Raw genomic sequence first — 13,001 nt, 5'->3', positions numbered from 1 at the left:
GGCGTCCTTTCTGTAATGGATTTTGTATAGCGGACGCTAAATGGCCGCCCCCGCGTCAACGCAAGAGGGGCAAGCCTGCTTCCGCATGGACACAATCGCCTACAGTCTGCCCCATTCCCGCCGCGATCTGCAGTCAAATACCACATCAAGCCGAGGGAATCGTCCACTCGGTGTGAATAAGTCAAATGAGGGGAAGCTCCTATGACGAAACTTTTTGCAAGCGCTGCCGTTGCAGCTCTGTTCGCTGGTGGTGCCTTTGCTATGGGCCCAACAGAAGAAGTTACCGTGACGCCTGACGTTGATGTCACTGTCGTTGAAGACGCTGACACGACTGCAGAAGTTGTGGTTGATGACGACGCGGAAGTGACTGTCGAAGCTCAAGGCGACGCCGAAGGCGAAGTTGTCGTAGAAGACGAAGCTGATGCCGAAGCCGCCGTTGAAGCGGAAGCCGAAGCTGACACTGAAGTGTCCACACCGGATGCCGAATAACGGCCATTCTACCGGAATTCGCCCTCTCCCTGTCGGGAGAGGGCTTTTTCCTTTATAAGGAATCAACAGTCGGAACGACACGGCTGAATGATAAAATGAACTTTTAGTAATGACCGAGAAGTGCTATGGGCCTCCCCGGTCATCTGACCAACAACAGGGGTAACACAATGAAGAACATCATGATCATCGGCGCTGCTGCGCTGGCACTCGCCGCTTGCAGCCCGAAAGAAGAAGCCTCACCTGCCGCTGAAGCCGCTGTCGAATCCGCTTCGGAAGCTGTTGAAGCTGCTGCAGACGCAACAGAATCCGCTGCTGACGCAACGGCCGAAGTCGCTTCCGACTCTCTGGAAGCTGCTGACGAAGCCCTCGACGACGCTGCTGAATCGCTCGACGATGCTGCTGACGACGTTGCTGAAGCTGCTGACGAAGCAACCGAAGAGCCACAAGAATAGGCTCCGGCTCCAGCCGACATGAATAAGGGCCGTTCCGTTTCCGGAGCGGCCCTTTTTTCATGTCCGAATGTTGCCTTGCCTAGAAGACGGAATAGCCGCCATCGATGATCAGCGTGGTGCCGGAATGGTAGGATGATGCATCCGAGGCGAGGTAGACGGCCATGCCGCCGAAATCCTCAGGCTCGCCCCAGCGGCGAATTGGTACGCGCGAGATAACCTTGGTCGTGAACGTGTCATTGTCCTGGGCCGCTTCGGTCATGTCGGTGGCGATCCAGCCCGGCAGAATCGAGTTGCTGCGGATATTGTAGCGGCCGTATTCCACGGCGATGGCTTTCATCATCGAGATCAGGCCGCCCTTGGTCGACGCATAGGCCTGGTTACGGCCAGCGCCTTCGATGCCGGCCAGCGAGGCTGTGCCGACCAGCGAACCGCCCGGATCACCCGCCTTGGCGCGCTTGACCATGGATTTCGCGGCTTCGCGCAGGGTGAAGAAGGCGCCTTCCATGTTGATTCGGTGATTGAAGCGCCAGGTCTCCAGCGTCATTTCCTCGAAACTGCTGGCGCCGCGTCCGACACCGGCATTGGCGATACAGGTGTCGATGCGGCCGAAATGGGCTTCGGTATCGGCCATGGCCTTCACGACTTCGGCCTCTTCGCCGACATCCACTTCCCATGATGCGATACGGCCAGTGCCGAGCTTTTCAAGCTTGGCGACAGCGGCCTTGTTGGCATCGGCCTTGCGGCCCCAGATGGCGACATCGGCGTTCGAGGCGGCGAGCGCTTCGGCCATGCCAAGCCCGATGCCCCGGTTTCCGCCCGTTACAAGGCATGTTTTTCCGGTCAGGTCGAAAGGCGCATAGGTCATTGGTGTCTCCTCAGGGATTGTTTTGGCGACAACACATAGCTGACCCTGCGGAGGGTCAAGCGATAATTGAGCTATTCCCCACGAGCGCCCTTGCAGCTTCGATGATGCGCCTTGTCTCATCCCAGAGGCCAAGCGTTTCCAGCCGGTCCGGCGAGATCCATTCGGCATGGGCAGCATCGTCGCCCGCCAGGGGCTCGCCAGCCTCCCACACGGCGGCATAGTCAAACAGGACATAATGCCGGGCGGTCTCGTCGCTGCGGCGGGACGTGAAAATGGCATCGACGACATCCACCAGGCCGACAATGCGTGCGGTGACGCCCGTTTCCTCCTGCAATTCGCGCAGGGCGCCATCGGCCAGGCTTTCGCCGAACTCCAGCTTTCCGCCGGGAATGGACCAGTCGCCGGCCAGAGGCTTGCTGCCGCGCCTGATCAAAAGCACGTCATCCCCGCGAAAACAGGCTGTTCCCACAGCAGGGACGGGGCGCATGACGGCCTTTGGAGCATCAGAGGTCATTGTTCTTATACCTTTGGTCGGTAGGCCGACCTCATAACAAGGATTCCGATATGGCAAAGCCACCAAAGCGCCGGTCCCTAAGTCTTGCCCTTCAGGGCGGTGGCTCGCACGGGGCCTATACGTGGGGTGTGCTCGACCGGCTGACGGAAGAGCCTGATATCGATCTCGCCGGCATCTCGGCGACATCGGCGGGGGCGGTCAATGCCGTGGCCTGGGCCTCGGGTTTTGCGAAGGACGGGGCGGATGGCGCGAAGGCGAGCCTTGAATCGGTATGGCGCAGCGTGTCGCGCTCCGGGTCCGGCATGGCGCCGTTCGGCACATGGGGCGCGATGGCCTTTGCCTATGCCAGCGCGCTGCAGAGCCTCGCGAGCCCCTATGACCTCAATCCGTTTAACCTGAACCCGTTGCGCCAGATTATCGAGGCCGAGATCGATTTCGAGGCCATCCACGCGTCCGGCATCAAGCTCTTCCTGTCCGCCACCAATGTGGAAAGCGGCCGGGTGAAAGTGTTCGATCGCACGATGATCACTGCCGATACGGTGCTTGCCTCAGCCTGCCTGCCCCAGGTCTTCCAGGCGGTAGAGGTGGACGGAGGCCACTATTGGGATGGTGGCTATATGGGCAATCCCAGCCTTTTCCCGCTGATCTATTCCGGCGCGCCGCGCGATGTCCTGCTCGTCATGCTCAATCCGCTGGCCCGGCCGGGCGTACCCAGGCGGGCAGGGGAGATTTCCGAACGGATCAACGAGATCAGCTTCAATGCCTCTTTGATAGGAGAGCTGCGCGCCATCGCCTTCGTACAGCACCTGATCGACGATGGCATGCTGAAGGAAGCGGTCATCAAGAAATACCGCCGTCTGAACATCCATGCCATTCGCGGTGGCAAGGACCTGCTCGCCTTCGATCTCAGCAGCAAGTATGACACGAGCTGGGATTTCCTGACGAAATTGCGTGATCTCGGCCGCGCGGCCGCTGAGGCGTGGCTCAAAGATGATTCCCATTATGTCGGCACAAAGACGTCGAATATCGACCTCAGGAAAGAGTTCCTGGATATCTAGGCGCGGCGCAGGAAGCTGACCTTGGCAGCGCCATAGGTGCGCGCATCCAGTATCTCCCAGCCATTGAAAGCCAGCATTTCGTCTGCGGCTGTCTCGACAATCGCGATGGCGTCCTCGGTGAGCCAGCCACCCTTGGCGAGTTGTTCCAGCGCCGGTTCGGCGAGGCCCTTGTTATAGGGCGGGTCGAGGAAGGCGATTGTGAAAGGTTCGCCGACGCCTGCCGGGATGGGGCCAAGGTCGGTCGCCGAGCGGCGCTGGATACTGGTCGTGCCGAACAGGCCCAGCGTTTCACAATTGGTGCGAATCGTGCCGCGCGCGCCGGCATCGGTTTCGACGAACACGCAGAAGGCCGCACCGCGTGACATGGCTTCCAGCCCGAGCGCACCAGAGCCTGCAAAGAGGTCGATCACCCGCGCGCCATCAATCGGCGGCGCCCAGGCCGCATGGGCGATGAGATTGAACACGGCTTCGCGCGCCCGGTCGCCCGTAGGACGGGTCGATTGGCCCTTAGGCGCCGCGATGGCGCGGCCTTTATGTTCGCCTGCAATGATCCGCATGGGGGACGCACCTGCTCTTTACTTTCCCGGCGTGTAGGGCGATCCAAGGCGAATGACAATTACCCTATCCCCAATGGCGCGCGCGCTTGAGCTGGCCAAGCTGGCAGCCGAAGCTGGCGAAGTGCCGGTGGGCGCGGTGATTGTGGACCCTGCGACCGGCGAGATTGTCGCCGAGGGCGCCAATGCCCCTATCGCAGGCCATGACCCGACAGCGCATGCGGAAATTGTCGCCCTGCGCGCGGCCGCCGCGAAGCTCGGCAATTACCGCCTGACCGACCTCCACATGTACGTGACGCTCGAACCCTGCGCCATGTGCGCCGGGGCGATCAGCCTTGCCCGCATCGGCAAGCTGGTCTTCGCGGCCTGCGATCCGAAGGGCGGCGCGGTGATCCATGGCGCCCGCTTCTTCGAACAGCCGACCTGCCATTGGCGGCCGGAAGTCGAGCAGGACGAAGCGGCGGGCGAGACGGCGAGCGCATTGCTGAAGGCTTTCTTCCGCGCGCGCCGCGCCTAATGCCCCGATTCTGAAAGGCACCCTTGCGTCAGGCTTGCTTCCCGCAAGGGCAGGGCGGGCCTAAGCTTGTCCAAACTGGGAGACCTTCATGACCGCCACGATCAAAATCGAGAATGACATCGCCATCATCACCATGGATGACGGCAAGGCCAATGCCATCAGCCCGGCCATGCTGGAATCGCTGAACAGCGCGCTCGACCAGGCCGAGAAAGAGGCGAAGGCCGTCGTGATCACAGGGCGTCCGGACAGGTTCTCCGCCGGGTTTGACCTGAAGACCATCATGGGCTCTTCGCCCGAGGAAGTGCGCAGCCTCGTCAATGGCGGCGGCGCGCTGGCCCTGCGCCTGTTTACCCTGCCCATGCCTGTCGTGGCTGCGTGTACCGGCCACGGTATCGCCATGGGCTGCTTCATCCTGCTCGGCTGTGACAAGCGCATCGGTGCAACCGGTCCCTACAAGATCGGCGCCAACGAGACGCAGATCGGCATGGTGCTGCCGGTGTTCGCGCTCGAGCTCTGCAAGGCGCGGCTGAACCCGCTCTACCTCACGGAGTCCGTCATCATGGGCACGCTGTTCACGCCCGAAGAGGCCGTGACTGTCGGCTATCTCGACAAGGCCGTCGCGCCGGATCAGGTGCTGGCTGAAGCCATGGCTGAGGCCGAACGCCTGAAGGCCCTGCCTGCCGCTGCCCTCGCCGGGAACAAGAAGATCCTGCGCAAGCCGTTCGTGGACGTCATCGCACCGACCGTGGCGCGCTAGACGACCCCGGCCGTCTGCGCCAGCAGCCAGAGCCCGATCACGAGGAACAAGAGCGCCGCAATCATGCGCACCACGTTCATCGGCACGCGCTTGATCAGTTCGTGGCCAAAGAACACGGCGGGCACATTGGCGATCATCATGCCGAGCGTCGTGCCCATGGTGACCAGCACGAGGTTTTCGAAACGGGCGCCCAGCGCGATGGTCGCGATCTGGGTCTTGTCGCCCATCTCGACCAGGAAGAAGGCAATCACCGTGGTGATGAAGGCGCCGAAACGGGCCGGCTTGTCATCCAGGTCATCGATCTTGTCCGGGATCAGCGTCCACAGGGCCATGGCAATGAACGAGGCGGCGATCAGGTAGCGGAACCATTGCCCGTCCAGCAGGGCGGCAGCCTGCGAACCGAGTAGCGCGGCGAGGAAGTGGTTGGCAATCGTCGCGACGAAGATGCCGGCCACGATGGACCATGCCGCCTTGAAGCGCGTGGCCAGCAGGATCGCCAGCAGCTGGGTCTTGTCGCCGATCTCGGCCAGCGCGACGACGGCGGTAGAGGTGAACAGGGCTTCCATTGTATTGTCTCCGGGCCGGGCACTTGATGACGCAATGACGCAGCACCCCATGCCCGGCCCGGACAGGAATGCGACGTCATTGGTCTCGCCCGAACGGTGACCCGCTCCCTCCACACCACGGCCTCTCAGCCGAGTATGTTGACATGGAGGCCCGGTGCACGCACCGGCTGGCTACTCCCCAATTGACCACTGCTCCCTAGCGCACGGCGCGGGCGTGTTCAAGCCTGTTCGGCTGTTGCGGCAATGTCCGTCAGCAGGCCCTTCAGCCAGGTCAGCGCGGGGTCTTCGGCATTCTCCCGGCGCCAGTAGAGCACGCTGTCGAGCGGGCGATAGTCGAAGGGCAGGGCAAACACTTTCACGCCCGCATGCTCGACCAGCGGCAGCGGCGCGGTAACGGCGAGATGCGTCTGCCGCACGATCTCGATGGCGGGCATATAATGCGGCAGGCGCAGCACGGGCGTGATCCTGTGTCCTGCGGCCCGCACGATTTCCTCGACATAGGAGCGTCCCTCGCGGCGGCTGGACACCGCGATATGGCGCAGCTCCAGGAAAAGCGCCTGCGTCATGGGCCTATCGGCAAGGGGGTGGTCATTGGCGATGGCGCAGGCATAGGGCGTTGCCAGCAGGGGCTGGCGCTCAAGGTCTGCGCCACGCAGGCCGTCAATCTCGATGGCAAGGTCCAGACGGCCAGAGGCCAGCTCGGTAGAGATGGCCGTCCGGTTCACCTGGCTCCACGAGATGCGCACGCCCGGTGCCTCGGTCTCCATCCGCTTGGCCAGTGCAGGTGCCATCATGAAGGCGCCTGCATCGCGCGCCGAGATATTGAACACGCGGGTCGAATGCGCAGGCTCAAACACCGAGCGGGATTCAAGGCCCGCGCGCAGCCTGTCGAGCGCGTCACGCACGGCCGGCATCAGCGCCTCGGCCATGGCCGTCGGTTTCACGCCGCGCCCTTCGCGCACGAACAGCGGATCTTCGAAATGCACCCGCAGCCGGGCCAGCGCATTGCTGACGGCGGGCTGCGTGATGCGCAGCGTCTCGCTCGCGCGTGTCAGGCTGCGCTCGGTATAGACGGCCTCCAGCACGGGCAGCAGGTTCAGGTCGATGGTGCGCAGGTTCATGGCGGCAGGCCCTAATATCACTATTGGTGATGATTGGGCTTCATAAGATAAAGTTGCCGAATAGTCCACAATGCGGCAGACACATCCTCAGATGAGTGGAGTTTACCCAATGCACGCCGCGATGACGCTGACTGACGCCTCAAGGCGCGCAGCCTCAGAGCCAGCCTGCGGCCTTCATCAGCATCACGGCGCCTATGGCGGTGACGAGATATTTCATGCCCTTCTTGAAGTTCACGTCGGTCATCCGCTCCAGCACCTTGCCGCCCAGCGTCGTGCCCAGCATGGACAGTGGAATGGCCGCAAGGATCAGCCATGCCGGGGGCAGGGCACTTGCGCCTGCCGCCATGATCACCGGGACGCTCCAGAACACGACCTTGACGAAATGCGCCAGAACCTGCGTCACGGCCTTGGTGGCCACGATCTGGTGGCGCGTCATGTCGGTGCGCACGAAGAACAGGTCCAGCAGCGGCCCGGCAACGCCGGCCACGGTATTGAGCGCCTGCACGACAAAGCCAGCGCCTTCAGCCTGGAAACGCTTCTGGATATCGAGATCGACAATGGATTTCGGCAGCCAGACCAGCGTCGTCGTCAGGCCCAGCATCAGATAGACAACCTGATGGCCCGGACGCCAGGACAGCGCGAACAAGAGACCGACGGCGACAAGCGAGCCCAGCGCATAGCGGCCAAAGATGGTCCAGTTGATATGCTTGCGCCACAGGAAGGCGCGATAGCCGTTGGAAAAGATCTGGATCGTGCCATGCACGATCATGGCGGTCGCAACCGGCAACAGCGCCGCCAGCACGCCCATGAAAATGATGCCGCCAGCCATGCCGAAGATGCCCGAGATGAATGTCGTGACCAGCACGGTTACGAGAATGATCAGGGCAGTCATCAGGCTCATGTCCGGCGGCCTATCCCAGTTCTCCGCGCAAGGCCAGAAGCCTGCGCGAATATGAAACCCAGGACATCAAACGCTTATCCGGTCGACGGCAGACGCCCCCGGATGGTAAGACAGATCAAAGACTAGAAAAGAGGAAGAGAGACACATTATGCCAGACACCCAACATACAATGGACGCCAGTGCGGACATGAACGACCTTCGGATGTCCGAAGCGGCGCGTCCGCTTTACGACCACGTCCGCAAGTTCATCAAGGAAACCGTGAACCCGATGAGCGAAGAATTCCATCGCCTCGGCGAGGGCAAGACCGACATCTGGTCTTACGCGCCCGGCCAGCTGGAATGCCTCGAAAAAGCCAAGGACGAAGCCAAGAAGCAGGGCCTCTGGAACTTCTTCCTGCCTGACGCGGAAACCGGCGAAGGCCTGTCGAACCTCGACTATGCCTATATCGCTGCCGAACTCGGCAAGAACCCGATGGCATCAGAATCCATGAACTGCTCGGCGCCAGACACCGGCAACATGGAAGTGCTTGAGCGCGTCGGCACGCCCGCCCAGAAGGAAAAGTGGCTGAAGCCGCTGCTCGAAGGCAAGATCCGCTCCGCCTTCGCCATGACCGAGCCGGGCCTGCCATCGTCCGATGCCAAGAACGTCTCCATGACCGCCGTGCTTGAAGGCGACGAATGGGTCCTCAACGGCGAGAAGTTCTACATCTCCGGTGCCGGCGACCCGCGCTGCAAGATCATGATCACCATGGTCAAGACCAGCCCGAACGCCGAGCCCAACAAGCAGCAGAGCCAGATCCTGGTCCCGCTGCCGCATCCCGGCGTCACGATTGTCGGCCCGATGCACGTCTTCGGTGACCCCGATGCGCCGCACGGCCACATGCACCTGCGCTTCGAGAACGTCCGCGTTCCGAAGGAAAACATGCTGCTCGGTGAAGGTCGCGGTTTCGAGATTTCGCAACTCCGCCTCGGCCCGGGCCGCATCCACCACTGCATGCGCTCCATCGGCCAGGCCGAACGCGCGCTTGACCTGATGTGCGTTCGCGGCATGACCCGCACCGCATTCGGCAAGCCGCTGGTCAAGCTCGGCGGCAACACCGAGATCATTTCGCGTGCCCGTATCGAGATCGAAGCCATGCGCATGATGGTCCTGAAAGCGGCGAAAGCCATGGACGTGCTGGGCAACCGCGAAGCCCGCGTCTGGATTTCCATGGTCAAGGCCATGGTGCCGGAACGCGTCTGCCAGATCATCGACCAGGCCATCCAGATGCACGGCGCCGCTGGCGTCTCGCAATGGACACCGCTCGCCCAGATGTACACGAGCCAGCGCACGCTGCGCCTCGCTGACGGTCCGGACGAAGTGCACCACATGGTCGTCGGCCGCGCCGAACTCGCCAAGTATACCGGCGAGGAAGAAGATCCAGCCCTGGCTGCCGTCTGGCGCAAATAGGTCCTCAGGGATCGCAAAATTGAAGAGGCGCGCGGGGCAACCTGCGCGCCTTTTTTTGCGTCTCAAAACCGGAAAGTATTGCCGAAACGCAGGATCGCGCTTGTCTGCACCGAGCGGAAATTCTCGCGGAAGTCATCGCCCTCGATAATGGCGCCATGTCCGAGGGCCAGGAAGACTTCCGTTTCCGGACGTACTTCCCATTGCAGACGTCCGAAGAAGGACAGGCTGTTGGAGATATTGTCATACTGCGTCTGCGTCGACATGGAGAGCCTGGGCGAGAAATTGAACACCGTATCCATTGATCCGATCTGCACGCTCACCTCACCGGCCGGCACGGAAATGTCCTCACGCGAATAGGAGGCCCGCACGTCCACGCGCGCATTGGGCCGCATGTTCAGCGCCAGCGCATATTTCGTCGATGTGCCGCCATAGAAGTTGCGATGGCGTATCTCGGCCACCGTCCCATAGGGCCGCGCCAGCGAGGACTGCAGCTTTGCCCGCACTCCGTCATTATTGTATTGCCCGACCGGCACGACCAGTCCGCCCGGCAGGTTGAACGGCGCCGTGATCGTCTCCTCATTATTCGTCAGGAAGAACGAGACGTCGTCCGTCCACTTCGTCTGCAGGCCAAGGGCGATCTCGTTGGTCCGCGTCTCCTCATTGCCATCGAGGTCGGTAATGAACTCATGCCGCGTGCCGAACTGCCACCAGCGCATCCAGCCGCCGGACTGGCGCAGCCGCCGGTTCCAGCTGGCCGAATAATCCCGTGTGCCCGGCCGGTTCACGAAACCGAGCGCGGGTGTGAAATCCTGCCCGATCTCGCGTGCCTCGACGACCCAGGAGAAGGCATCATTTGGATAGTCCACCCGCACGCCATAGGAATCATCGTCCTCCACCAGGGATGAGAACGAGCGCTGGTAGAACATGTCCGCCTGCAGCCGCCCGCCACCGAGGAAGGAAGGCGTCTGGTAGAGATAGTCGATTCCCGCGAGCGAATTGTCCGACGCGCCTGTCGGGTCGCCATGGGTGGCGATGACGCCGATGCGGGAGCCGCCGAACACGTCCATCGCCGCGCGCGCCACTGACAGGTTTTGGGAGTCGATGCCCGCTGCCTCGCCTGTCTGCGCTGACAGCATGCCCACCTGCACGCCGCCCACTTCACCGCTCAGCTTGACGCCGCCTTTCACCGTCACGCGCTGCCCGTTGACGATTCCGATCCGGCGGGAAAAGAAGGGCTGCCCGTTCGGCGTGTTGGAATTCGCGGAGATGCTGTTCGACGAGGTGCCGAAGGTCTGCCCGGCAAATTCGAAAAAGGCCGCGTCCTGCAAGAAGAAGTCCCGCGTCTCCGGGAAGAAGAGCGAAAACCGGCTCGTATTGATCTGCCGGTCGTCGAGCGGCGTGTCCGAGAAATCCGTGTTCAGCGTCAACAGGCCCGTCAGCGAAGGCGTGATCTTGTAGGAGATGTTCGCGCTCGGCTCGATCGACAGGTCATCGTCGCGCGGGCGGTCCCAGTCGCGTGAGGCGTTGAGGCTTGCCTGCAGCTGCATTTCCAGTCCGTGGCCCTGGTTGATGTCGTGAATTCCGACAAGTCTGCCTGCCCGGGAAAAGCCGAACTTGTTCACGGACGGGTCGATAGCGGCCCAGCGGATCTCTTCGCTGGCATGCGATCGCTCGCGGGTGATCATCAGGCCCCAGCCGTCGCCACCGGGCTCAAAGCTCAGCGAACGGAAGGGGATGACGAATTCCGCCGTCCAGCCATCATCGGTGATCTCGCCGGCCGCATCCCAGATCGTGTCCCATTCATCAACCGGGCGCCGATTGGCCTGGATCAGGCGTTCGGCCCGCACGCCAAGCGCGTTAACATCGAATCCAAAGCCGCTCAGCCCCGTGTCGAACGGGTCGATATAGAAGCGCACCATGTCATCGCGCCACACATCCCCGTCGCGTTCGAGAATGGTCGCGAAAATCTTCTCCGGTTCATCATCATAGGCGTGAATGGCCACATAGAGCGCGTCCTCGTCATAGGCCATGTAGACACGCGTCTCGACACTGGGCGGGCCCACGGTCGGCTCGACTTCATAGAATTCTGAAATCTCGGCCGCTTTTGACCAGACGGCATCGTCCAGCTTGCCGTCGATCCGTGGCGCCTCGGCCTTGTCGATCCGGGTCGGCTTGACGGTTGGCTTGTAGGTCTGGAAATCGCGGGGGGCCTGTTCATCGGCAAATCCGGCTGCCGCGCCGGACAAGGCCAGTCCGGCCGCAAGGGCTATACGCAACAAAGGTGATCCTCCCCCACTGCCGGATGTTTGTCCGGCGCGTTTTTCTTGGCTGCTTGTCACAGACGTTGCGGCCGGGCGCGAGGCGCGAGAGATCTGGGGGCCTTATAAAGAGTCCCTAGCGCCTTGTTTGAGCGCCGGAGGATTCTGTTGCAAAAATTTTGCGCAAATCGGCGAGTGGAGCCTAGAACGGCACGTTCGGATCGGTCTCGCCTGTGCCGCCGATTTCCAGTCCGGCAAAGTGGAAGACGCGCGGGTCGTGCAGGTGGCTTGGCCGCACGGTGGCGAGGGCATGGGCCATGACCTGCCGCACGCCGGGCTTCTTGCGTTCCCATTCGTCCAGCATCTGTTTCATTGCCACGCGCTGCAGCCCGTCCTGGCTGCCGCACAGGTTGCACGGGATGATCGGGAAATTCATGGCCTCTGCGAATTTCGCAAGGTCGTCCTCGGCCGCCGTGATCAGCGGGCGCAGCACAAAACAGTCGCCTTCGTCGTTCAGCAGTTTCGGCGGCATCGCGGCCATGCGACCGCCATGGATGAAGTTCATCATGAACGTCTCCAGCGCATCGTCGCGGTGATGGCCGAGCACGATGGCCTCACAGCCTTCCTCCCGCGCGATGCGATAGAGAATGCCCCGGCGCAGGCGCGAGCACATGGAACAATAGGTCCGCCCCGCCTCCACCTTCTCGGTCACGATGGAATAGGTGTCCTCGGTCTCGATGCGGTATTTGACGCCCGTCGTGTCCAGCCAGTCCGGCAGCACATGTTTGGGAAAGCCCGGCTGGCCCTGATCCAGGTTGCACGCGATCAGGTCCACGGGTAGCGCGCCCTGCCATTGCAAATCCATCAGTACGGCCAGCAGGCCATAGGAATCCTTGCCGCCCGACAGGCAGACCAGCCATTTCGGGCGCGGCTTCTCGCCCGCGTCCACCGCCCGCCGGTCCACCATCCCGAAATCGTCCACGGCCTTCAGCGCGCCGCGCACCAGCCGCTTGCGCAGCTTCTTGAAGCTCACCGAGCTGGGCGCATCGGCAAACAGGGGCGGGGCAAGGGGAGGGATCGTATCGGCCATGACGGCCAGCTTTGCCACGGGACCGGCCCGGGAATCAATCACGCAGTGCTGCGCCACTTATCCAACCCCAAACCACCCCGGCGTATAATGACGCCGATGCCCGAGTTCAGCCTCTTCCGCCCCATGCAGGGCCTGCCCTGGTACCTCGTACCGATCTGGCCGCTGATATTTCTGCGCATCCAGCGCCTGCGGGCCTGGTTCAAGGCGAATGGCGGCCCCGGCTCGCAGATGCTTTGGGCTGTTACAAACCATGGCCGCGTGGATCTGGTCTATCTCTCTGACGACATGTCCGGGATCCCGAAACATCCATGGAACCCACTACCGCTGTCCCACAGTTTCAGCACTGCTTTGAGTGGAGAACCTCAAACCTCGACACATCCGTGTCCCCGGCGAAAGCCGGGGCCTCTCT

The 13,001-nt window shown here is 62.2% G+C and carries 14 protein-coding genes; 6 read left to right on the top strand and 8 right to left on the bottom strand.

Annotation, left to right across the window (positions count from 1 at the left end; genetic code table 11):
- Positions 1-201: 201 nt before the first annotated feature.
- The gene (locus HY30_RS00160; protein WP_034735756.1) at positions 202-489 is read left to right on the top strand and encodes a hypothetical protein; all 288 of its coding nucleotides are present in this window, start codon (positions 202-204) and stop codon (positions 487-489) included.
- A gap of 167 nt (positions 490-656) precedes the next feature.
- Positions 657-941: a hypothetical protein gene (locus tag HY30_RS00155; protein ID WP_034736637.1), complete on the top strand. Its 285-nt coding sequence runs from the start codon at positions 657-659 to the stop codon at positions 939-941.
- 79 nt (positions 942-1,020) lie between these two features.
- Here HY30_RS00155 and HY30_RS00150 read toward each other — a convergent pair whose 3' ends face one another.
- On the bottom strand, positions 1,021-1,806 hold the full coding sequence (locus HY30_RS00150; protein WP_034735754.1) for an SDR family NAD(P)-dependent oxidoreductase: 786 nt from the start codon (positions 1,804-1,806) through the stop codon (positions 1,021-1,023).
- Between the two features lie 55 nt (positions 1,807-1,861).
- On the bottom strand, positions 1,862-2,320 hold the full coding sequence (locus HY30_RS00145; protein WP_081811978.1) for an NUDIX hydrolase: 459 nt from the start codon (positions 2,318-2,320) through the stop codon (positions 1,862-1,864).
- Between the two features lie 50 nt (positions 2,321-2,370).
- Between HY30_RS00145 and HY30_RS00140 the strand changes: the two genes are divergently transcribed.
- On the top strand, positions 2,371-3,378 hold the full coding sequence (locus HY30_RS00140; RefSeq protein WP_034735751.1) for a patatin-like phospholipase family protein: 1,008 nt from the start codon (positions 2,371-2,373) through the stop codon (positions 3,376-3,378).
- On the opposite strand, the gene rsmD is transcribed toward HY30_RS00140, so the two are convergent.
- Positions 3,375-3,935 (bottom strand): 16S rRNA (guanine(966)-N(2))-methyltransferase RsmD, encoded by a 561-nt coding sequence (rsmD, locus tag HY30_RS00135; RefSeq protein WP_034735750.1) that lies wholly within the window; start codon positions 3,933-3,935, stop codon positions 3,375-3,377. The genes HY30_RS00140 and rsmD overlap by 4 nt on opposite strands.
- Before the next feature lie 73 nt (positions 3,936-4,008).
- Here rsmD and HY30_RS00130 point away from each other — a divergent pair, with 73 nt between their 5' ends.
- Positions 4,009-4,449: a nucleoside deaminase gene (locus tag HY30_RS00130; RefSeq protein ID WP_034735748.1), complete on the top strand. Its 441-nt coding sequence runs from the start codon at positions 4,009-4,011 to the stop codon at positions 4,447-4,449.
- An 88-nt stretch (positions 4,450-4,537) separates the two neighbouring features.
- Positions 4,538-5,206 (top strand): crotonase/enoyl-CoA hydratase family protein, encoded by a 669-nt coding sequence (locus tag HY30_RS00125; RefSeq protein WP_034735746.1) that lies wholly within the window; start codon positions 4,538-4,540, stop codon positions 5,204-5,206.
- Here the strand turns inward: HY30_RS00125 and HY30_RS00120 are convergent.
- The 3 genes from HY30_RS00120 to HY30_RS00110 form a co-directional block, all read right to left on the bottom strand.
- The gene (locus tag HY30_RS00120) at positions 5,203-5,772 is read right to left on the bottom strand and encodes a TMEM165/GDT1 family protein (protein ID WP_034735744.1); all 570 of its coding nucleotides are present in this window, start codon (positions 5,770-5,772) and stop codon (positions 5,203-5,205) included. The two genes, HY30_RS00125 and HY30_RS00120, sit on opposite strands and share 4 nt — an antisense overlap.
- 218 nt (positions 5,773-5,990) lie before the next feature.
- Complete coding sequence (locus HY30_RS00115) at positions 5,991-6,893, bottom strand: LysR family transcriptional regulator (protein WP_034735742.1); 903 nt, start codon at positions 6,891-6,893, stop codon at positions 5,991-5,993.
- Between the two features lie 154 nt (positions 6,894-7,047).
- Complete coding sequence (locus HY30_RS00110; RefSeq protein WP_034735740.1) at positions 7,048-7,794, bottom strand: TSUP family transporter; 747 nt, start codon at positions 7,792-7,794, stop codon at positions 7,048-7,050.
- Between the two features lie 148 nt (positions 7,795-7,942).
- Between HY30_RS00110 and HY30_RS00105 the strand changes: the two genes are divergently transcribed.
- Positions 7,943-9,244: an acyl-CoA dehydrogenase family protein gene (locus HY30_RS00105; protein ID WP_034735738.1), complete on the top strand. Its 1,302-nt coding sequence runs from the start codon at positions 7,943-7,945 to the stop codon at positions 9,242-9,244.
- A gap of 62 nt (positions 9,245-9,306) precedes the next feature.
- On the opposite strand, the gene HY30_RS00100 is transcribed toward HY30_RS00105, so the two are convergent.
- Both HY30_RS00100 and ttcA read right to left on the bottom strand, forming a co-directional pair.
- A complete protein-coding gene (locus HY30_RS00100) occupies positions 9,307-11,520 on the bottom strand; it encodes a carbohydrate binding family 9 domain-containing protein (protein ID WP_162176870.1) in 2,214 nt (737 codons plus the stop codon).
- A 184-nt stretch (positions 11,521-11,704) separates the two neighbouring features.
- Positions 11,705-12,592, bottom strand: a complete 888-nt coding sequence (gene ttcA / locus HY30_RS00095) for a tRNA 2-thiocytidine(32) synthetase TtcA (RefSeq protein ID WP_034736632.1) — start codon at positions 12,590-12,592, stop codon at positions 11,705-11,707.
- Positions 12,593-13,001: the final 409 nt, after the last annotated feature.

The organism is Hyphomonas chukchiensis, assembly GCF_000682695.1.
Taxonomy (GTDB): Bacteria; Pseudomonadota; Alphaproteobacteria; order Caulobacterales; family Hyphomonadaceae; genus Hyphomonas; species Hyphomonas chukchiensis.
Note: the sequence above shows the minus strand (reverse complement) of the source record. Positions and strands in the feature narration are given on the sequence as shown.